At 40.4% G+C, this 22775-nt stretch carries 14 protein-coding genes; 7 read left to right on the forward strand and 7 right to left on the reverse strand.

What is annotated here, in order from left to right; translation table 11 throughout:
- Nucleotide 1: 1 nt before the first annotated feature.
- A complete protein-coding gene (locus B2V92_RS05875) occupies nucleotides 2–2092 on the reverse strand; it encodes a nitrite reductase (RefSeq protein ID WP_293305677.1) in 2091 nt (696 codons plus the stop codon).
- A 488-nt stretch (nucleotides 2093–2580) separates the two neighbouring features.
- Nucleotides 2581–3027, reverse strand: a complete 447-nt coding sequence (locus B2V92_RS05880; RefSeq protein ID WP_025142985.1) for an RrF2 family transcriptional regulator — start codon at nucleotides 3025–3027, stop codon at nucleotides 2581–2583.
- A gap of 217 nt (nucleotides 3028–3244) precedes the next feature.
- Between B2V92_RS05880 and B2V92_RS05885 the strand changes: the two genes are divergently transcribed.
- Entirely contained in the window at nucleotides 3245–4465 is a 1221-nt protein-coding gene (locus B2V92_RS05885) for a metallophosphoesterase (RefSeq protein WP_293305680.1), read from the forward strand.
- Nucleotides 4466–4731: 266 nt separating this feature from the next.
- On the opposite strand, the gene B2V92_RS05890 is transcribed toward B2V92_RS05885, so the two are convergent.
- Entirely contained in the window at nucleotides 4732–7152 is a 2421-nt protein-coding gene (locus tag B2V92_RS05890) for a TonB-dependent receptor (protein ID WP_293305682.1), read from the reverse strand.
- A 312-nt stretch (nucleotides 7153–7464) separates the two neighbouring features.
- On the opposite strand from B2V92_RS05890, the gene B2V92_RS05895 reads away from it, so the two are divergent.
- The 6 genes from B2V92_RS05895 to B2V92_RS05920 all read left to right on the forward strand — a co-directional run bounded on the left by B2V92_RS05895 (nucleotide 7465) and on the right by B2V92_RS05920 (nucleotide 16660).
- Complete coding sequence (locus B2V92_RS05895) at nucleotides 7465–9006, forward strand: pyridoxal phosphate-dependent decarboxylase family protein (protein WP_293305684.1); 1542 nt, start codon at nucleotides 7465–7467, stop codon at nucleotides 9004–9006.
- Nucleotides 8957–11410: a GNAT family N-acetyltransferase gene (locus B2V92_RS05900; RefSeq protein WP_293305686.1), complete on the forward strand. Its 2454-nt coding sequence runs from the start codon at nucleotides 8957–8959 to the stop codon at nucleotides 11408–11410. Before B2V92_RS05895 ends, B2V92_RS05900 begins: the two co-directional genes overlap by 50 nt.
- Nucleotide 11411: 1 nt before the next feature.
- The gene (locus B2V92_RS05905) at nucleotides 11412–12764 is read left to right on the forward strand and encodes a lysine N(6)-hydroxylase/L-ornithine N(5)-oxygenase family protein (RefSeq protein ID WP_293305688.1); all 1353 of its coding nucleotides are present in this window, start codon (nucleotides 11412–11414) and stop codon (nucleotides 12762–12764) included.
- A gap of 178 nt (nucleotides 12765–12942) precedes the next feature.
- Entirely contained in the window at nucleotides 12943–14754 is a 1812-nt protein-coding gene (locus B2V92_RS05910) for an IucA/IucC family protein (protein WP_293305690.1), read from the forward strand.
- A 205-nt stretch (nucleotides 14755–14959) separates the two neighbouring features.
- Entirely contained in the window at nucleotides 14960–15586 is a 627-nt protein-coding gene (locus tag B2V92_RS05915) for a M23 family metallopeptidase (protein ID WP_293305692.1), read from the forward strand.
- A 207-nt stretch (nucleotides 15587–15793) separates the two neighbouring features.
- Nucleotides 15794–16660 carry an NmrA family NAD(P)-binding protein gene (locus B2V92_RS05920; protein WP_293305694.1) on the forward strand — a complete coding sequence of 289 codons (867 nt, stop codon included), beginning with the start codon at nucleotides 15794–15796 and terminating at the stop codon, nucleotides 16658–16660.
- 8 nt (nucleotides 16661–16668) lie between these two features.
- Here B2V92_RS05920 and B2V92_RS05925 read toward each other — a convergent pair whose 3' ends face one another.
- From B2V92_RS05925 to B2V92_RS05940, 4 genes are all read right to left on the reverse strand, one after another.
- A complete protein-coding gene (locus tag B2V92_RS05925; RefSeq protein WP_293305696.1) occupies nucleotides 16669–17061 on the reverse strand; it encodes a hypothetical protein in 393 nt (130 codons plus the stop codon).
- Between the two features lie 338 nt (nucleotides 17062–17399).
- Nucleotides 17400–17717, reverse strand: coding sequence for a hypothetical protein (locus B2V92_RS05930; protein WP_293305699.1), 318 nt, complete (start codon nucleotides 17715–17717; stop codon nucleotides 17400–17402).
- A gap of 38 nt (nucleotides 17718–17755) precedes the next feature.
- A complete protein-coding gene (locus tag B2V92_RS05935; RefSeq protein ID WP_293305702.1) occupies nucleotides 17756–19264 on the reverse strand; it encodes a M60 family metallopeptidase in 1509 nt (502 codons plus the stop codon).
- A gap of 86 nt (nucleotides 19265–19350) precedes the next feature.
- Nucleotides 19351–22515 (reverse strand): glycoside hydrolase family 2 TIM barrel-domain containing protein, encoded by a 3165-nt coding sequence (locus B2V92_RS05940; RefSeq protein ID WP_293305704.1) that lies wholly within the window; start codon nucleotides 22513–22515, stop codon nucleotides 19351–19353.
- Nucleotides 22516–22775 lie beyond the last annotated feature (260 nt).

Below are 22775 nucleotides of genomic sequence, written 5' to 3' on the forward strand. Positions count from 1 at the left end.
ATTATGCGTTTACTAAGCTCCTTTTAGCTTTAATCTGATTTAAAAATTGATTGGCTTCTTCGAAATATTTCTTTGCAAACTCTTCAGTTGGTTCATTTTTGTTAATCTGTAAAACCAGGTCTGAGAAATTGGTAGGTAGGTTAAATTCGCCGGTTTCTACGTAGTGGTTATCAAACTCACGGATCACGCCAACCTGTGTACTGCTATTTACGCCTTTATCCAACAATAAAGATTTTGCTGCGCTCACAAAAGTGCTGTAGGTATGATAAATGGCATCGGCATAAGCTGCTTTATCTAAATTCTGTTTCGCCCAACCAAATTTTTCGTCGGCCTCTAATAATAAAGTAGCTACTAAATCGATCACTACACCGGCACATTCGCCAACACCAATGGCAGTTACAAATTCTTCAACATGGCCCCAATCCACAAATTCTTCTGTCTGCAGGTTTGTTAAATCGGCCAATGGTTTTAACAACTGATAAAAATGGTCTTTACCTTTTCTATCATAATATTGGTGGAAGTTTTCATCTTCGAGGTTATTGGCTTTAAAATCATTTAAAATGAAATGTAAAACACTTGTAGCCCTTTTCGATGGCACTTTAATTACACGTTCGGCAACACGGCCAACGCCATTACCAACCGTACCACCACCCAGCATTACCTGCACCGCCGGAACCACTTTTCCTTCAGCCTTTACCGAGCTTCCGTGGAAACCGATTTCGGCCAAACCATGCTGACCGCAGGAGTTCATACAACCGCTGATTTTGATCTTGATGTTTTTCTCGTAGATAAATTCAGGGAAATCGGTATAAATTACGTCCTCCAAAACCTCAGCAAGTGTCATCGAGTTCGAAATACCCAAATTGCAGGTATCCGTACCCGGACAGGTGGTAATATCGGCCAAACTATCAAAGCCAGCTGTGGTAAAACCAATTTTATTTAGCGCTGCATATAATGAAGGCAATGCTTCTTTACGCACAAATTTTAATAACAAACCCTGGTTTTGGGTAATCCTGATCTCATCGGCAACATATAACCTGATGGCATCAACAAAAGCCCTTGCTTTGTTGGTTTTAATATCGCCAACCTGCACTTTTACATAAACGCCATAAAATCCGGCCTGTTTTTGCTCAATAACATTGGTAGCTAACCAGTGTTTGTAATGGGTTTCGTTTAATATTTCTACCGCAGCGTACTCTTGTTCTAAAGGCAAAGTAGGCTGTGGAACGGTATTAAGATCTATTTTAAATTCTTTTACTTTATTGGCAATGCGCTCTTCGGCAACCAAACGCAATACTTCTTCTAAGCCTAATTTCTGAACCAGGTATTTTAAACGTGCTTTGTTACGGTTACTGCGTTCGCCATAACGATCGAACACACGCAGCACCGATTCGGTAAAAGGAATGAGTTGATCTTCAGGCAAAAATTCATGTACCGAATTTGCAAGGAAAGGTTGCGCACCTAAACCACCTGCAAATAAAACCTTAAATCCGCGTTCGCCTTTCTCGTTTATTTTTGGGATAAACCCCAAATCGTGTATATAACTGAAAGCGGTATCCCTATCGCTCGAAGAAAATGAAATTTTAATTTTGCGGCCCATTTCCTGACAGATTGGATTACGCAAAAAGTATAAAAATACAGCCTGTGCATAAGGCGAAACATCAAAAGGTTCTTCGGCATCGATGCCCGAATTTGGAGAAGCGGTTACATTACGTACCGTGTTTCCGCAGGCTTCGCGCAGCGTAATATCATCTTGTTCCAGTTTTGCCCAAAGCTCGGGTGTTCTATCTAAACTCACATAATGGATCTGGATATCCTGACGCGTGGTTAAGTGCAGGTTACCGCTTCCGTATTCGTCTGCTATATCGGCAATGCGCAATAACTGTTTAAAAGTTACCTTACCAAATGGCAGTTTAATACGCACCATTTGTACGCCTGGCTGCCTTTGTCCGTAAACACCACGGGCCAAACGAAGGCTCCTAAACTTTTCGTCGTGGATGGTTCCATCTCTAAAAGCTTTAATCTTGTTCTCTAAATCGATGATGTCCTGCTCGACGATCGGATTTTCGAGTTCTGTTCTGAAACTTTGCATATATGTTGTTAGCTTTATTCAAAAAATGCTTCCCTGTTACCGAGAAGCATTCCATATTTTATACTTAAAATTATCTGTAGGCTCCTGTTACTGCGTTTTACAACAACAGCACATTATTTGCTTAGCGGTTAACTGGTTAAGTATAAAATTGAAGTTCATACGCCAAATATATAAAGTATATAGGAATAGTCGTAATTTATTATGAAAAATTTTACGATATCTTGTTAAATCCTTCACAACTTCGTCATTTCGAGCGAAGTGCAACGCAGTCGAGAAATCTATGAATTAAATTTCTTAAATAATGTAGCTTAAACTGCCAACCGATAACTGTTAACTGATTTGGGCGTTCCCCAAGGGTCGGGCTTTTCAGGGCTGCGCTTCGCTCCGGTACCGATGAAAAATCGGTACTGAACCCTTACAATCCCTAACGCGGAAGTATTGTTTTTAAACCTATCAGGTTTTAAAAACCTGATAGGTTTCTTAAAATATTATAAATTAACGATACCGATTTTCAGGGTATCTTCCCTGCCGATTACGTCTGCGATGCTGGTTTCGGTTAAAACCTTTAGTGTGGCATCCCTAACATCAATAAAGGCGCTTCTTATGCCACATGTTTTTTCATCTACACACTCATCACATTTGTGGTAAAAGTTTAAACTTGCACACGGCACCATGGCAATAGGGCCATCGGTTACACGCATTACGTGCACCAATAAAATTTCTTCAGGTTTTTTGTTTAGGCTGTAGCCGCCGCCAGCACCCTTTTTACTGTATAAAAAGCCGGCATTACGCAGATCAAGAAGGATCTGTTCCAGGAATTTTTTTGGGATATGCTCCTCCTCTGCAATTTTCGAAATCTGCATTGGTGGTTTATCTAAATTTTTACCCAGCGCAACAAGCGCTTTAATGGCATATTTTGTTTTTTTGGACAGCATATTCGCACAAAGCTAATAAAAGAAAGTAAATTATAAAATATGCAACAGGAAGTTGATTTTAATTCAACATACTATCATATTCATAAATATAACGCATAATAACGATAATTGCTTTAATCAAACGAGCGTAAAAATAAAGGTCAACCGTAACAGTAGGCAATTATTGGCGTTTAAATTCTATTTTTACCATATATATTCTGATTACAGATTTTTAACAATGAGAAGAAAACTCAATCTATTGCCACTTATTATAGTCGCAATTATATTTTTTGCCTTAAACGCCTATGTATTATCGGGTCTGGGCACACTCAATCAATCCAGCTTATTAAGTCCTGTTTTCTGGGTATTTATCGTTGGTTTAACGTTTGCGCTGTTTTTCGCCATCCAGCAAATGCGTATTCAAGGGGTTAACCGCTTTTTCCAAATCGTTAGCCACGCTTTTTTAATCACTTTCGTTGCAGAAATTGTTTTTGCTTTTTTTCTGCTCCTTGACGATATTTACCGCTTACTGATTGGCCTGGCCACTAATTTTGAGCCCGGTGGATTTCATATTTCGGGTCGCAGCAGTTATTGGGTCGATTTTGCCTTTGTAATGTTCTGTTTAACCATAGCTTTGTTTGCCTATGGCATTACCCAGGGCAAATATGCCTACCGGGTAATTAAGCATACGTTGTACTTCGACGATTTACCTGCTGCTTTTGATGGTTTTACACTCACGCAGATTTCCGATGTGCACGCAGGCAGTTTTACCAACCCTAAAGCAGTACAAAAAGGTATCGACATGATCAATGCACAAAAAAGCGATCTTTTTGTTTTCACCGGAGACCTCGTGAATAATGCTTCCTCAGAAATTGTGCCTTATATCGGTCATTTCTCGCAGATTAAAGCGCCTTTCGGACAGTTTTCTGTTCTTGGCAACCACGATTATGGCGATTATATTAAATGGCCAACGGAAGAAGATAAAATACAGAATTTAAAGCAGTTAAAAGCTTACCACAAAGAACTGGGCTTTAAACTTTTGCTGGATGAACATGTAGAACTGCACAAAAACGGCGAGAAAATTATCCTTGCAGGCATAGAAAACTGGGGCATTGGTTTTGGCGAGCGCGGCGACTTGAATAAAGCGCTGCAAAATACAGATGTTAACGATTTTAAGATCCTTTTATCACACGATCCTTCGCATTGGGATGCGCAGGTAAAAAATTATCCTTCTAAAATCCAGCTATCCCTTGCCGGACATACACATGGTATGCAGTTTGGCATCGAAGCTTTTGGTATTAAATGGAGTCCTGTAAAATACCGCTATAAACATTGGGCTGGTATTAAAACCGAAAATGGCCGGTACTTAAATGTGAACCGTGGCTTTGGTTTCCTTGGTTTTTCAGGTAGGATCGGTATCTGGCCGGAGATTACGGTGATAGAATTGAAAAAGAAATAAACAAGAAATGCCGTGGTCTGTATCCTCACAGACCACCTGGCATAAATATTCGGAAATTATCTTTCCTTGCAATTTTAATAAAAAAGGTCGTCATCTCGACTGGAGCACAGCGGAATAGAGAGATCTGCCTAGATAGATTTCTCGACTTCGTTGCACTTCGCTCGAAATGACGACCGATAAAAATTAAACGCGGTGGTCTGTGTCCCCACAGACCACTTGATATAAACATCTGGATTGGTTTGTGAGACACCAACCAAGGAATTCATTTAGTAATTAAGCGTATACGTTAAATTATACGTACGGCCGCGGCCTGCATAGTAAAACGTTTCTGGTCTGGCTAAAGATGAATACAGATACTGTGAACGCTGGCTCCATATCGTCTGGTAGTTTTTGTTCAACAGATTTTGTACACCGATTGATAAACTTCCGGTAAATATTTTAACCGAGCCCAATAAATCAACAGTGGTATAACCTTTTATTTCCCTGCCAGTTCCAATATCATCTTTCGAATCGAATGAATGGAAAATTTGTGCTTTCAAACCAAATACTTTACCATTATAACCCAGGTAACCTGCCAATTTAGATGGACTAGCCACAGTTACATCCTGTAAAGCCCAGGTACCATCGGTATTCTGTTTCTGTGTCTTAATGTACAAACCGTTAGCACCTGCTTCGAAACCATTTCTCAGGTTTAGTGATAATGAACCTTCCAAACCGATATTTCTTACTTTTTCGTCAAAAACTTCGATATTGAAAGTGCTGTTGGTTTTCACATTTTTATCAGATAAAGCATAAAAACCAGCTACCTGTGCATTAAATACGCCTGTACGGTAACGGTAACCTGCCTCATATTGTTCTGTTTTAATACCTGTTAACGGAGAACTTGCTACATTGATAGAGTTACCTAAATTATAGTTGGTGCCTACCAAAGTGTAGCTTCCCTGTCCGTAATATTTAGCCGGATCGGCTAAGTTAAATCCTTGCGAAAAGTTAACCCAAACCTGTTGCGGTGCATTGATTTTAATCACCAAACCACCGTTTAACAGGTTAACATCATAATGGTTTTTACCACCTGCAATAGGCGTAGCTGTTGTACCTACACCGTAAGCCAAAGGCACTGAAGCGGTAGTACCCACAAAATCGCCCACTTTAACAAACATCCGTTGCTGACGTACACCACCCGATAGACTCAAAAAGTCGGTTACCTTAACCTGTGCTTGCAAAAAGCCAGATAAACCATTTACCCTGAAATTAGGATAACGGGCAATTGTGGCTATTGTGCTGTTGGTTAAACCGCCTGAAGCGAAGGCTTTTGCCCTATCGAACAAGGCCTGTTGAGCATTAAAGTTTTCGTTATCAGCATCTACACCATAAGTAAGGTTAACCCTGTTCCAGTCTTTGTTCAAAACCAGTTTTAATGCACTGTAGTTCGTGTTTTGAATAGATGAACCACTGTAAAGTCGCTGTGGTATTGCAGCCTGTCCAGGAAATGGGTGAAAGCTGAATTGCTCACTTCTGGCAGCTGCCTGCACATAAAGCGTTTGTCCGCCTAAAATCTCACTTGCCTGATAGTTGGCATTGATATTAGCCCTGCTTGTTTTTGGATCAACATCAGATGAATAACCGTTTCTCATTTCTAAAAGCGCCGGATTAGCTAACAATCCTCCATAATTTGCACCTAAAAACAAGTCCTTATCTCCACGGTAACCAGAATTATAGTACTGGCCATTTACCGTTATTTTTTGATAATCGGTTAATTTAAATTCGGTACTTCCGAAGAAATCGAACGATTGGTTGTATTGTAAATCGGTTTGCGTGATATCGGTAAAAATCTGTTTTCCATCAGCGCCATAAGCTGCGTTATTTTTCTGGAAAGCAATACCAATACGTCCGTTCCAATCTTTGCTACCGCCCGAAATCGCTTGTGCAACACGAACATCATGGTCGCTTTTTTCTTTCAAACCGCTGCGAACACCAACCTGCGTGGTAAAACTCGGCTGACTATCCTGACCTTTTTTAGTGATGATATTGATGATACCACCTGTTGCACCACCGCCATAAACAGCACTTGCACCAGATAAAACCTCAATACGTTCGATGTTAAACGGATCGATGGATTCGAACTGACGGCTTACACCACGCGTACTGTTTAACGATACTCCATCAATCATTACCAGGGCATCTCTTCCACGTTGGTTCTGTCCGTAGTTGGTACGTCCTTCCGGTCCTGCGTCCAAACTTGGGATCAACTGGGCCAATGTCTGCTTTAAAGGAATACCTGCCCTTGCCTGCTCCTGGATTTTTGCGCCATCTACCACCCAAACCGTTCCTGGTATCTCGCTGATTTTGGTCGGTTTACGTGATGATACTACAACCACTTCCTGCATATTTGAGGTTGGGCTTAAGCTAAGGGTTAGATTAACCGTTTGGTTTTTAACTAAGTTAACTTTTTGTTGCACAGTGGTATAGCCTACATAACTTACCTGTAAAACGTAAGCACCTTCAGTTAATTTTAATTCGAAAGTACCATCTGCATTTGTTGTAGCAGAGGTGCCCTTTCCTTCCACTTTAATATTTGCCCCGGCTAAAGGAGCAGTTTCTCCCAGCACTTTACCGGTTATGGTCTGTGCTTTGCCTGTAAGGATAAACCCACAGATTAAGATTGCAATTAAGTATAGATTCTTCATTAATGATATTTTTTTTTCGCAAAGCAATCATTAATTTAGATTAAATCCAAATAAAATAAATTAATTTTTCATCCAACCGAAAGCTCAAACGTTTGATTAAACACTCATAAAGCACTCAATAACAATATGTTAAAAATATTTTAAATATTATTTTTAATCAATCTAAATAAAGACATAACTTAGCCGCCAGAATATTTCGCTGAAAACGGTTACTAAGTTCAAAGCATTCTGCTAACTAATTATTCATACAATACTGGCTCCACAGCTGGTCGTTTATTGCCTTTTAAACTTAAATTTTGAAAAATTAAAAAAATGTTTGCATCAGACCTCGAAAAACATGAGCTTATAGATTTCCTCACGGAAAGTCCGACAAAGGAAATCTTTCACCACGAAAATGAAGAAGAATATCTCCACGCTGTTGGCAAGGTTACCCAGGCGGTAAAGAAATTCCTTCACAACAATCAAAAGCCATTCAGTGGCATAACGCCTGCCCAGTTAAGGCTATTGTTCGATGCAGTGGAATTCGAAAAAACACACGACAATTACGATTCGCTGTTAAAAGAAGTGGAACAGCTTTACACCAACCATGCGGTTGCTTTCCACCATCCGGCTTACATTGCGCACTTAAACTGTCCCATTGTAATTCCGGCTGTTGCCGCAGAGGTGATGATTTCGTCGATCAATTCATCGATCGATACCTGGGACCAAAGTGCCGGAGGCACACTGATCGAACAAAAATTGATCGAATGGACCTGCGATCAGATCGGTTACAGCAAAAAAGCAGATGGCATTTTTACCAGCGGTGGTACCCAAAGCAATTTAATGGGCCTTTTATTGGCACGCGATCATTATGCCATTACCGTTTTAAACCACAATATCAAACTAAACGGTTTACCTGCTGAAGCTTCAAAATTCAGGATTTTTGTTTCGGAAAAGGCACATTTCAGTATCCAGAAAAATGCTTCGCTACTTGGTTTGGGCGAAAAATCGGTGATCAAAATTAAAACTGACCGTAGTTTCAGGATGAACACGGTTTTATTAGAAGATGCCATTAAACGCGAAATCGCCCAGGGCAATATTCCTATTGCAGTGGTGGGTACAGCGGGTACAACCGATTTCGGAAATGTAGACCCATTGAAAGAACTTGCCTCCATCAGTAAAAAGTACAATACCTGGTTCCATATCGATGCGGCTTATGGTTGTGGGTTACTATTGACAGATAAATACCGTAGTTTGCTCAATGGCATTGAGCTGGCGCATTCGGTCACGGTTGATTACCACAAATCATTCTTCCAGCCGGTAAGCAGCAGTGGTTTTTTAGTGAACGATAAAAAATATTTCAACCTGATTACCCACCACGCCGACTATTTAAATCCAAAAGACCATGACGAAGATGGTTTGCCAAACCAGGTAAACAAATCGATACAAACCACCCGCAGGTTCGATGCATTAAAACTTTGGTTTACACTCAGGATGATGGGCAGGAACAAACTGGGAGGTTATTTCGACACCATTATCGAAACCGCAGCCCAGATAGCCGACCGTTTACATGCAGATAGCGATTTTGAGCTGATGAACGAATCGGATATCAGTGCACTGGTTTTCCGTTACCGTCCGAAAAATGTGGTTCTAAATGTCTGCGCTATGAACCAGTACATCAAAAAAGCCATGTTTAACGAAGGAAAAGCCCTGGTTGCGGGTACCAAAATCAATCAGCAATTCTACCTCAAGTTTACCCTACTTAATCCGCTAACTACGCTTAGCGATATTGAAAACATTATTAAAATCATTAAAAAACACGGAAATGAATACGTTAGACTCAACCTTGCTCCAGCAGATTTCAGAAGAAACTAACTTTAATGCACTTCTAAACAGTTATTGCCGCGAATTCAATAACTGGAGCCGTTACATTGGCATCCCTAAATATGATGCGCCACTAGCCGACTATCTGATTACTACTACCGATCGCCTGCACATCAGGTTCGATTTCAGTTCAATCGGCTTCGAAGTATATACACCATTAAAATTTTATGCGGATAGCGGCCGGCATGTATTTAATTTCCCGGTAGTCGAACGCAATATCGCTACAGATGCGATCAGTCCGATCAGCATTTACCGCTTTATGGAACTGGCTATCCAGTTCAGTGCTGAAGAATTTCCCAATGCCGATGCTGCCATTGTTAATGAACGTTTAAGCAACAGTGTAGAGAATCTCGAATCATTCCTGACTTATTTTAAGCAGAACGGAAAGCCGGTAAATTTCGCCAAAATGAACTTTATTGAGACCGAACAATCGCTGTTTTTAGGTCACAATGCCCATCCCCTACCCAAAGGCCGATCGGGTTTTAACAATAAAGAGGAGCTTTTCAAATTTTCGCCAGAAACACAGGGACAATTCCAGCTGGCTTATTTTTTAATTGCTGCCGATAACATCAATGAGAAAAATGCAGAAGGCTTTGATGTTACTGATCTTTTCAGGATTGAGCTGTTAGATAGTGGAAATCAGGATTTAATTGCCTTATTGGATCAACATCCTAAGCATAAAGTGGTACCGATGCACCCCTGGGAGGCCGATTATCTGCTCACATTGCCAACGGTGCAAGCTATGGAGAACGAAAAATTATTGTTCTACCTGGGTTGTTTTGGAGAATTTTATACCCCAACCTCTTCCGTAAGAACCGTTTACAATGCAGCAAGCGATTGGATGCTAAAGTTTTCTTTACATGTAAAAATCACCAACTCGCAAAGGGTTAATCTGGTAAGAGAGCTTCACCGTGGTTATGATGTAAGTAAATTGTTGAAAACAGCATACGGCAAAGCAGCCAAGGCAGAATTTCCGGAGATTGAATTTATTACCGATCCTGCATTTATCACTGTAAACTATCAAGGCGAAACCATCGATGGTTTTAACATCAGCGTTAGGCATAACCCTTTCAAAGGGGAAGATGCAGCGAAAAATGTAAGCTTATTGGCTGCGCTCTGCCAGGATGGTTTATTGGGTCAAAAACCTAGGATTGCACATATTATCGAAGAAGCATCAATCAATAAAAACAAAACGGTTGCCTATACTGCGGTAAACTGGTTTAAACAATACCTTCACCTTTGTGTGGCACCAATTGTTGGTCTTTACAATAATTTTGGGATGGCTTTTGAATTTCACCAACAAAATGTGATGCTGGAACTGGATAAGGATTTTTATCCTGCCAAATTCTATTTCAGGGATAACCAGGGTTATTTCTTCAGCGATGCCAAAGCCGAAGCACTAGAAGCCGTTTATCCGGGAATTGCTGCAGAAAGCGGATCGATTGTTCCGAATGAGTATATTATCCCTAAGCTTACCTATTATCTGCTCATCAACAATATTTTGGGTGTGGTTAACGCCATTGCCAGCAATGGTTTGGCAGATGAGAAAACGCTGATCGACCTGCTTTATCTTGAATTTAAACAATTTGAGAACAGCGATACCACCGGTTTGGTAGACTATATCATCAACTGCCGCAGCTGGGAAGTAAAAGGCAATTTATTGACCAACCTTTGCAATATCGACGAAGCCAGCGCACCGATTGATAACCCGGCTATTTACCGCGAGTTTCCGAACCCATTGGCTAAGTATTTCTTCTCCGAAAACCTGATCAAACCACAAACAAAAGATGTGCTATACAGCAGGTTTTTCTCTAAAGAAAATGTAACGATCAATATCCGTCCTTTCAATATCGACCGTGATTTAGAAATGGTACACGATTGGTTTAACCAGGAGCATGCCAAACCGATCTGGAAAATGGATGGTCCGATTAAAGGCCTCGAATTATTTTACAGAACGTTATTGCCTAACGATGCTTCGCATAGTTTTATCGGTGAAATTAACGGAGAACCCACTTTTACGATCGAACCTTACTGGCCGATGCGCGATGGTGTTGGAGCCTGTTATGAAGCATTGATGACCGATTATGGCGCACATTTACTAATTGCCCCAACGGATAAGGACAAAAAATTCAGTTTTGAAACCGGGCAAGCCCTAATGGATTTCATTTTCGAACAACCCGAAGTAGGCAAATGTATCGGTGAAGCAGCAGTTGAAAGCCGCGCGATGCACATTTTTGTAACGAGATTAGGCTTCAAATTAGAGAAAGTAATCCAAATGCCTTATAAAATGGCAAACCTAACCTTCTGTTACCGCGATTGGTATTGGGATAAATATCCTGAAGCAAAGGCCTATGCCATGATAAAATCAGGACAGCTAGAAACGGAGGAAATTTAACATGCAGGAACAGAAAACATACGATATTGTAGGCATTGGTATAGGTCCGTTTAATTTGGGTCTGGCCGCTTTATGTGCTCCGATAGAAAGCTTATCGACTTTATTTTTAGATCAGGCGAGCGAATTTAACTGGCACCCGGGCATGATGCTGAGCGATGCCACTTTGCAGGTGCCGTTTATGGCCGACCTGGTTACCATGGCCGATCCAACCAGTCCGTACAGCTTTTTAAACTACCTTAAACAAACCGATCGCCTTTATAAATTCTACATCAGGGAAGATTTTTTTGTACTGCGTAAAGAATATAACGCTTATTGTAAATGGGCCATTAACCATTTAAAAAACTGCCATTTCGGGCAGAAAGTGAGCAATATAAACTATGCAGATGGCATTTATCAAATTGAAAAGATCGATCAGACTACCGGAACAACAGAGATTATTTTTGCAAAAAAAATAGTCCTCGGAACAGGAACAGCGCCTAAAGTACCCGCTTTTATTGATCCAACCGTTCATCAATATGCAATACACTCGTCGGAGTATTTAAAGTTTAAACAGACTTTATTGGAGCAAAAAACGGTAACGGTTATTGGCTCGGGACAAAGTGCAGCAGAAATTTTCTACGATCTGTTGCCTGAAACAGAAAATGGTTTAAAACTGAAATGGTTTACGCGTCCGGATCGTTTTTTCCCGATGGAATATTCGAAATTGACCTTAGAGCTTACCTCACCTGAATATGTAGATCATTTTTACAATTTAAGCGATACTAAGCGGAAACAGCTTTTAAGTAAACAGAATTCTTTGTTTAAAGGGATCAACTTCGAACTGATCAATCAGATTTTCGACAAACTTTACGAACTGAGTGTCGATGGAGAAAAAATCAACGCCGAACTGATGCCTAACTGCCAGTTAAATAACCTAAAAGTAAATAACGACGGCAGTTATCAGCTCGATTTTTACCATACCGAAAGCGAAAAAGATTTTGCGGTTGATACTGATGCCGTGGTATTGGCTACGGGTTACAAATACAACGAGCCAGGCTTTTTATCAGCGATTAACGAACGTATAACACGCAATGCCGATGGGCTTTTTGATGTTCACCGCAATTATGCCATTGATGTAAATGGAAACGAAATTTTTGTTCAAAATGCCGAACTGCACACGCACGGTTTTGTAACGCCTGATTTGGGTATGGGTGCTTATCGCAATGCATCCATTATCAACGCCATATTAGGTTTCGAAATTTATCCGGTAGAAAAAAGGATCGCTTTCCAGCAGTTTAGTGTAAATGGAGAGGAAGAGCAATTCGTTGAAGCAGATTTACAACTTTCAGCTGATTTAGTTGGTCGGGATTTGTAAAGTTTATAAGCCGGATTTAAAATCCGGGGTACAATAGGTCCCGATTGCAAATTGGGACCAACAAAAAGTAGGTTGGTCGGGATTTATAATCCCGGCCACTGAGAACCGGATTTGAAATCCGGAGTACGAAAAGTCCAGATTACAAATCTGGACTAACAACTTAAAAAAATTAAATACCATGAGTTACAACAATTTCAATCACATAAAACCTTTAAAAAAAGAAGTTTGGGATAAGGTAAACCTAAACTATATTGCAAAATCGATCGTGGAACTGATGCACGAAAAACTGGCAGAACCAACACTTGTAAACACTAATCAAAATGGCGTGCTGGATTTCCGTTTGGCTACCGATGATGAGGAAATTTATTATACTTTTTCTGGTGAGCAGCGGGCTTTAGATTACCTGCATATAGATAAACAGAGCATTAAAAAGTTTGTAAACGGCGAAAGTGTAGTGGTAAACAATGCGCCTGCTTTTTACACCGAGTTGCAGCAAACTTTTGGCATAAAACCTTTTACCCTTGCCCATTTTATCGAAGAAACATTAAATACCTTATACGCTGATGCTTATATCCACGAAAAAGGAAGGTTAACAGCCGATGAATTGGCCAGTGCAGATTATCAGACGATTGAACACCAGATGGATGGTCACCCGTGGGCTACCATTAATAAAGGGCGTATCGGTTTTAACCATAGCGATCAGGGTAAATATGCTCCGGAAGCTGCACAGCGAACGCAACTGGCCTGGTTAGCTGTAAACCAATCGAGGGCGCAGTTTAAAAGCATCGAAAGCATTTCTTCGTTCTCTTTTTATAATGAAGAATTGAGTTTAAAACAGGTCCACGATTTTAACCAGGTTTTGATACAGCAGGAATTAAATCCTGAAGATTATTTCTTTATCCCAGTACACGAGTGGCAATGGAACAATAAAATTGTATTACAGCTGGCGCACGATATTGCCCATCAGTTGATCGTACCGGTTGGCGTTGGTACCGATGAGTACATGTGCCAAAACAGTATCCGTACTTTCTTTAATGTAAGTGAGCCTAAAAAACATTATGTAAAAACGGCTATCTCTATCTTAAACACTTCGATTTTCAGGGGACTATCTCCTAAAAAACTGGCCATTGCGCCAAAAGTTACCCAATGGGCAAAAGATATGCTACAGGGCGATGAATACCTGAAACAAACACGCGTTGTACTTTTGGGCGAGGTAGCTACAGTAGCTTATACCCATCCGCAATACAGTGAAATTCCGGGCTCTCCATATCAATATCAAGAGTTTTTAGGTGCCATCTGGCGCGAAAGTGCAGAAAATTACCTGCTGGAAGGCGAAAACATCATGACGATGGCCAGTTTACTTTATGTAGATGATCATGGTAAAAGTATGGTGCAGGCATTGATTGAAAAATCGGGATTAGATGCTTCAAATTGGTTAAACGCCTATTTATCGGCTTATTTGAAACCGGTATTGAGGATTTTCTATAAACATGCTTTTTTCTTTAGTCCACATGGTGAAAACACGATTCTCGTAATGAAAAACGGTGTTCCGGAACGGATTATCATTAAAGATTTTGTGGAGGAAATTGTATTAACAGAAGAATCGAAAGCGAAATTACCAAATGACCTGGTTGATGTTTTAAGGGAAATTAATGACGAACTGGCACCGTTATTTATCCTTTCGGGCATATTCGATGCGGTTTTCAGATATCTTGGCAATACTTTCCACAGTTATGTTGGCATGGACGAAAAACAGTTCTGGCGCCAGGTTGCTGATGTGATTTTAGAATTTCAGGCGGAAAACCCTGAATTATCATCAAAATTCGAAAAATTCGACCTTTTTGTACCTGAGTTTATCAGGGTATGCATCAACAGGGTAAGGTTGTTAACGCATGGTTACAGCGAAAGCACTGATGTTCCGGTTCCGGAGTTGATTGGTACACTGGTTAATCCTGCGGCAGAGGCGCTGAAAGAGAATGTTTTAGCGTAGCTGATTCGTACTATTATCGTCATTTCGAGCGGAGCAAAGCGAAGTCGAGAAATCTGTCTCGAGTTAGATCTCTCCATTTCACTACGTTCCAGTCGAGATGACGACTTTTTTGTTAGTCTGTCGCAATGACGAACTTACTATTTTAAACTATAAAAATAGTTAATTTCTTTAAATAATGTTATCTTGCTTTATAATTCAGTTAAGCATGAAAACATTACTATTTATCTTTTTATCAGCACTTTTATTCGAAACACCAACAATCGAGAAAGACCGCGATCGTTGGAAGCCTTATTATACGGATGCAGTTCCGGCAAAAACGGCCGATCAATGGTACCTGCCATTTGATGTAGCCAACCGTAAAAAGATTAATAACATCAAAATAATCAGCATTTTTGGCGATCACCGCGATAGTTATTTTAAAGGGCATATCCACACGGCTATCGATATTAATCCGACACAGCCTAAAGCAAAGTTGGTTAGTGTTTATGCCATGGCCAATGGAATAGTGTGTTCTGTTCATTTGGGCGAAAACCAGCGTACGGTAGTGGTTAAACATAAATTACCGAACGGGCAAACGATGTTTACCTCGTACAAACACCTGAAAGAAGTTTATGTAAGCAATGGTCAGGCTGTTGACCAGAATACCAAACTCGCCAGGTTATTCACCCCACAGGAAAGTAAAAAATATGGAGGCGATTACCACCACCTGCATTTGGAAATCAGGAAGAAATTTGATGACTATGGCTGTGCAAGCTGGTTAACTTTTAATGATACGCAACTGAATGATCGGTTTTATAATCCGCAAAGTTTTATCAGGGAGCATGTTAAGTAATTTAGGTCGGTGAGACACTAACCGATTACGCTCAGAGAAGTCGACTTTAAATAGCTACCATGCCAGTAAACCTGACTTCTCTTTTGAGCGGAAATAAGGAAAGTTTCGGTTGGTGAGACACCAACCGATAAAAACTCAAAATACCTGAAACCAAAATTCTTTGCGACTTGTTGGTTAAGTATACGCTCGTAACTAAAATTGATTGTTATGTACGTAATCTTAGGCGCATCTGGTCAGGTGGGATCAGCAATTGTGGATCATTTATTGGCTAAAAAACTACCGGTTAAAGCCGTTATTCATAATCCCGAAAAGGAATCGGAAATTAAAGCAAAAGGGGCAGAAGTAGCCGTGGCCGATGCCATGAATTTAAATTCATTGGTTAAAGCTTTTCAAGGCGGAGATACCCTATTCGTTTTAACCCCTGAAACCGGTAAGAGCAAAGATGTATTGGGCGAAACCAAAAGCATTCTTGAAAATTATCATAAAGTGATCCTTCAATCTTCCATAAAAAAAGTGGTAGGCTTATCATCAATCGGTGCGCAATATGATAAGGGAACGGGTAATTTGTTGATGTCGCACATGCTCGAACATGCCTTTGTAGGCCTTGATATTCCCCAGGTTTTTGTTCGCCCGGCTTATTATTACAGTAACTGGTTGGCGCAATTGCCCGAAGCTAAAAAAAGCGGCACATTGCCTACATTTTACCCAACTGATTTAGCTATCCCGATGATTTCACCTATGGATGTTGCCTCATTTGTAACCGACGTACTGGTAAAAGATGAAACATCTAAAATTTATGAAATTGTTGGTCCAGAGAAGTTAAGTTCGGATGATGTTGCCGCAGCGCTTTCTAAGGTTTTGAAGAAAGAAGTGGAAGCAAAACAGATCCCACATCAGGATTGGGACTCAGTTTTACAAAAAATAGGTTTTTCGCCAGATGCGAGGAAAAATTTTATCGAGATGACTGAAACTGTAGTAAATGGAAATACTGATCCCGAGAATAAAGGAACAACACTTGTAAAATTAGAAACTAGTATTTCCGAATACTTTAAAAACGCACTTCGAGACAAGTAACGATAGTATTAATAGGTAAACTTTGGTTTTCCGTTATCGCAAGTAATGCCTTTTGGCTGTATCATTAAGGAGCAATCAGAAAATACACCATATTTTTTATTAAAATCGGCCTGTAGTTTAGTATACTGCTCTACTTTTTTGAGGAAACTGCTTTCATCAATTTTAGTAGAGTAAGCGATGTAACTCGACGCGCCTCCACAGGCTTTAGATCCTATGGCCGTATATTTCCATTCGCCGGCATTTTCGCAGGTGAATTGTTTTGCTGATTTTTCAATATCCTGATAAAGGTTTTCGAGTTCTGCCTGATCTGCATCCTGCATTGATTCATTACGATCTTTACAACCCCAGGTTAGGCTTAAAATGAGTAGAATTGTGGCTAGTGTAAAAAGCATTTTTTTCATCGTTAGTTTAGTTTAATTCTAAAACGGTGAAAAAAATAAAAACGCTACAACGTATTAGAAGACCTAAGAGGTTTTTAGGCAACGCTTGTGTTTAAGTCAAGACCTATGAGGTTTTCGGGCAATATGCTTATCAAACCTCATAGGTCGCATGGATTTTAAGACCTACGAGGTTATTAGGCAACACGCATATTTAAACCTAGACCTATGAGGTTTTTGCTTATCAAACCTCATAGGTCGCGTGGATTTTAAGACCTACGAGGTTATTAGGCAACACGCATATTTAAACCTAGACCTATGAGGTTTTCGGGCAATATGCTTATCAAACCTCATAGGTATTGTTAAAATTTAATCTTCAAAGTACACTTTTTTCGGTTTTCATCATTAATTAAGCCATCTGGCAGGGTAATGCGCAGGCCTTTGGCAGTCTGTTTCCATTTGATGGGAAATTCCTCATTTTCCATGATCAGTTCTTTTACTTTTAAAATGGCTGTCGACAGCGATTTGATGATAAGTTCGCCATAGTTGAACTCTAAAAGTTCGATATTGAGTTCGTCTGCTTCGCCCGAGTAAAAGATAATGGGATTTACTTCGTATATATGAAGCTGGTTACCACTCTGTTCATCTTTTTTTAAAGCTATTTTTCTACTTACTGCCATTATGCTTTGATTTGGGTTAATTTAATAATGCTTGTGCTTTAATTTACCGGAGGAAAATTATAGGGGTTCCATGCAGGTAAAACTGCCAGTTCTTTTTGTGTTTGTTCGCTAATGCCCACGCCCCAGGTATTAAAGAAAGGTGCTAGGTTACGTTTTACCACATTTGAATAGGTTTTGGCCCACAAATCGCGTTTTTGCTGATCGTTAAGCTCACCGATACCCGGACCGATTTTTTGATATTCCTTAAAAAACGATTTAAAACTTTCCCATCCGAAACCTTCCTGCATCTGGCGGAACATGATCAATCCTAAAAAAGGATCATTTTTCCACTTTTCGTAGCTCGGGCCTTCTGCAAAATATTTTTTCATCATTTTCTGCGTATTCACGCTTGATACACCTGTATGCGAATCATCCCGACCACCCATTAAACGATCGAACATATAAAGCGAAAAGAAATTATTGCTTACTTCGGTGGTACCGCCAAAAACCCAGTTCAAATTTTGCATGTTATGACCGATTTCATGAAAGAAACCCCAGTTTGCACCGCCTTTGCTCGGCTTCATCAACAATTCGGGATTGGCCATAATCTCATTGGAAAGCATTTTTCTGGATGGCGAATGGTGGATCATGATGGGATAACCACTGTGCATATATCCGCCACCAATGTGCTCATCGGGCACCATACGCTGTGCCCTGTAAAACGGTGCAGGCATATTGGCCAGGTCTAATTCTCCCAAAACCACCAGATCCCACAATTTTAAAACTTCTTCAGGATTTTTGATGGTTTGCAATACGCTATCCGGTAGGGTTAAAATCACGTTTTCTGTAGCCATTTCGCCCCAGGGTGCTTTATTGTTTTTCAACTGGTTTTCCCAATCGCTGTGTGAGTTTTTGCCCAATACAAAAAGGGGCGCCTCAATGGCATGGCTGATTTTAAAATCAATTTTGCGGCTGTCGGCCTTTGGTTTAATATCAATGTAAATCAATCCGCCAAAAGGTGATGCCAATCTGTTTTTACCGATCACCAATTTCTGTTTTTTTGTGATAATGGGCATTCTGCGCCAATCCTCTTTACCTGCAACCCAGTAATTTAAGCGGTCGCTATGTGCACCAATCTGTACTTCAAGATCATTAACATTGGTGTTTTTAGGCACCTCAATCTCAATGTATTCGCCTGCTTTGGCATATAAACCAGTGCTGTACATGGTGGCATTATCATAACCGGAATAACCCAGGGTAGAAACAATCGGCACCAAACTATCGGCCATTTTCTTGTGCTCAATACTTACTGTTTTGTTTACAAACTGAAAGCCTGTTTTTACCGCGCCGGGAAAAATATCGGCCGATGGCTGTGCTTTAATGTTTTTATAATCGGTACTTTTTAAAGTCTGGTCGCTCCATTTGGCGATAGCTTTTCTAAATACGGTATCATTTTTAGAAAGGGTGTGCTGTGGCGAAATGATCACCGTTGCGGGGTCTTTTGCTGCATCCTGGGCCATGGCGGTTAATCCGGTGGCTAACAATGCAAGGGTAAATAGTGATTTCATTTGTGTGTTGGTAGGTTAATTATTTTATTTAAAGAATGTAAAACGGATGATTTTTCATTCCATCATCCATTTCACATTTTCCATTTTTACCTAATTGCTTTGATATAATAACTGTACTGGTAATCTTTAAAAGGGATCTGATACTGAATCAGCGGCATAGAACCCCAGCTATCGATCCCCTGAACGCCCAGTTGCTGCAAATCCATGTGTACATAAACCTGATTACGTTTTACGAGTTCGCCGGAGTGGTACTGTTTTTTCTCCGCTTCAGGATCAAGATCTTCTACGGCATAAGGCAGCGCATTAAAACTTAAAAGCTGATCTGCAAATTCGAAACGAAGCCCTTTACCTGCTTTATTGGTGAAACTTACCCAACGTACTTCTGTTTTATTGCCACTTTCCTGCGGGCGTGCATAAGGGAAATACTGATCGGCCACAGTTGATTGATAGGTACCAATTAATGAAGCCGTTTTGCGATCGACATAATTCTCGCCCGGGCCACGGCCATACCATTGAATGTTGCTGTAATCATTTTTTAACTGCAGATCGTTACCAATACGCATCAGGCTTTTATAATTGCCGTTTACGGCCTTAAACTGGTTGATTACTTTAATGGTTCCGTCGGCCAGTACATTAAACTCCTGTGTGGTTTCGGCATCACCTTTTAACAAGGTAGACTTAACTGTTAGGGTAAAACCATCAGCTGTATTGTTTACGGTTGATTTTATATTGGCCGCATCATTATCCTGATATACATTGCGCCACATGCGTAATTTGGTATTCAAACCTGCACCGATATCATTATCAGTTGGGGCACGGTAAAAACCCGGTTGCGGACCCGAAGCCAGTAACTCCTGTCCTTTGGAAATATAACTTGTAAGCGTTCCTTTGGTTAAATCGAAAGTGATGGTAAAATCGCTTCCTTTCACCATTGCTTTTCCGCCTGTTTGCTCTACTTTTAACGTTTTTTTACTATTGGTGTAAACATTTGCTTTCGGAGTGCCGGCCAATGCAATCTGCTCGTAAGCAATTTCATAACCTTTTTCCAAAAATGGTTCGGCTGTTTTTAAGCGGTAACGTACATTCAGGAAATATTCTTTTCCGGCGCTATAATTGGTTTTGAACGGTAAGGTTAAAGTTTGCGATTGGCGTGGACCGATATTCAGGTTGCTTATCACACCGGTTTGGATTATTTTTCCATCTTCAAGCAGTTCCCAGTTCAGTTGTACGTTGCTGATATCTTTAAAGAAATAGCTGTTGTTAACATTGATCTGGTTGGTGCCATTAAAAGTAGTTTTAATGTACTGATGTACTTTTTTCAGTTCAACTGCCATTGGCGTTATTCCACGGTATGCAGTTACTACACCCTTTACGCAGAAATCGTTATCACTGAAATTTTCGTCTACCGGACCGCTTAAAGGGAAATCGCCACCATAAGCCATAATTCGTTTGCCGTTTTTAACGGTATCGATAGCCTGATCAATCCATTCCCACACAAAACCACCCTGTAATTTGGGATTGTTCTCAATGGCATCCCAATATTCTTTAAAATTGCCCAAACTGTTGCCCATAATGTGTGCATACTCGCTCATAATGAACGGGCGGGTTTCTTTTTCCTGTTTAGAATAGCGAGGTAGGTAATTAGGCGATGGATATTGCGGAACAATCATATCGGTATTAAAATCGTTCTCTGCCCTTTCGTACTGCACGGGGCGGATATCCTTAGTTTTAAGCCACTGGTAAGCTTCGTAAAAGTTAACACCGTTACCGGCTTCATTGCCGAGCGACCAGGTAATTACGGAAGCATGGTTTTTATCGCGTTCGTACATCCTGGTAATACGTTCGAGGTGTGGGATACGCCATTGTTTATCGTTGGCAAAAGTGGTTTCCAAACTGTAATAACGACCATGCGATTCGATATTGGCCTCATCAATCACATATAAACCGTATTCATCGCAAAGTTCCATCCAATAAGGATCGGGTGGGTAATGCGAGTGGCGAACAGCATTTACGTTAAGCTTTTTCATCATTTCCATATCTTTTTCCATATCGGCATGGGTTAAAGTATGGCCCTGTGTAGCATTGTGCTCGTGCCTGTTTACGCCTTTTAAAAATACGCGTTTACCGTTTACCAGTAAGTCGCTTCCTTTAATTTCGACAGAACGGAAACCTACCCGTTGCGGAATGACTTCGATTACCTTATTGTTTTTATCTTTTAAAGTGATGTATAAGGTATAGAGGTAAGGTATTTCTGCCGACCAGTTTTTCACATTGCTGATCTGTGTTTTAAAGGAAAGATTGGTTTTATAATTGCCTAATACTTTTTGCAGCGCGGTTTCGTCTTTCCAAACATTGTTGCCCTTGGCATCAACCAGATCAAGCGCTATGTAAAAACTATCAGGGCGGCTGTGGTTAGTGCGCTGGTCTATTTTATAATTTTCGACTGCTAAATCTACATTCAACAAACCGTTGGTGTAAGTGGCATCGAGGTTACCGATAACCTTGAAATCGTGGATATCCAGTTTTGGAGTAGAATAGAGATAAACTTCACGTTCGATTCCCGAAATGCGCCACATATCCTGACATTCTAAATAACTGCCATCACTCCATCTGTAAACCTGTAAAGCAATGGTATTTTCGCCAGGTTTTACATATTTGGTGACATCGAATTCGGCTGCAAGCTTGCTATCCTCACTGTAACCCACTTTTTTACCATTAACCCAGATGTAAAAAGCTGATTTTACCGCACCTAAGCTGATGAATACCTGCCGCCCATCCCAGTTTGCGGGGATATTGATCTTTTTGCGGTAAGAACCAACAGGGTTATTATCTACCGGAATATCGAAAGGAGGATTCATCCTTGATCCGGTTAACTGCCGGCCTGCAAATTCGTAAGGCTGATTTACATAAATTGGGAGTCCGTAGCCATTAACTTCCCAATTGGCTGGCACCCTGAAGTTATCCCAGGCTTTATCATCAAAATCTACTTTGTAAAAATCGGTAGGGCGTTTACGCGGATCTTTTACCCAGTTAAATTTCCATGTTCCGTTAAGGGATAAAAAATATGCTGATTTTTCTTTGTTTCTTTTAGCGGCCAGCTCCTGGTTTTCGAAAGCAAAGGCCGATGCACGCATGGGCAAACGGTTAAGCGAAACCACTTCTGGTGTTTGTAATTCGGAAGGTAATTCCTGGGCGATAAGCTGCCCTGCAATAAATAATAGCGTAAATAAACCGGTTAGTTTTTTCGTCATTGTGTGTTGTTGTTGGTTTTATTTATCCAAAATACTGATGATTGGGTTAGAATATTGAATTTGTTTCTGCGCAAACGTTTGAGTTTTAAAGATGTTACGATTGGGTGGATAGTGGTTTTTAACATTTGAACATAAAAATTAAACTTTGACAATCTCACAGGCATAATGCCTAAAGATTGTCAAAGTAAGTTTTACCATTTTTGACCATTAAGAAATTAAGAGGCATTAAGTTTGGTCAGCTGAAAAAGCCTTCTCGCAAT

The sequence above is a fragment of the Pedobacter sp. UBA5917 genome, assembly GCF_002432345.1.
Lineage (GTDB): Bacteria > Bacteroidota > Bacteroidia > Sphingobacteriales > Sphingobacteriaceae > Pedobacter.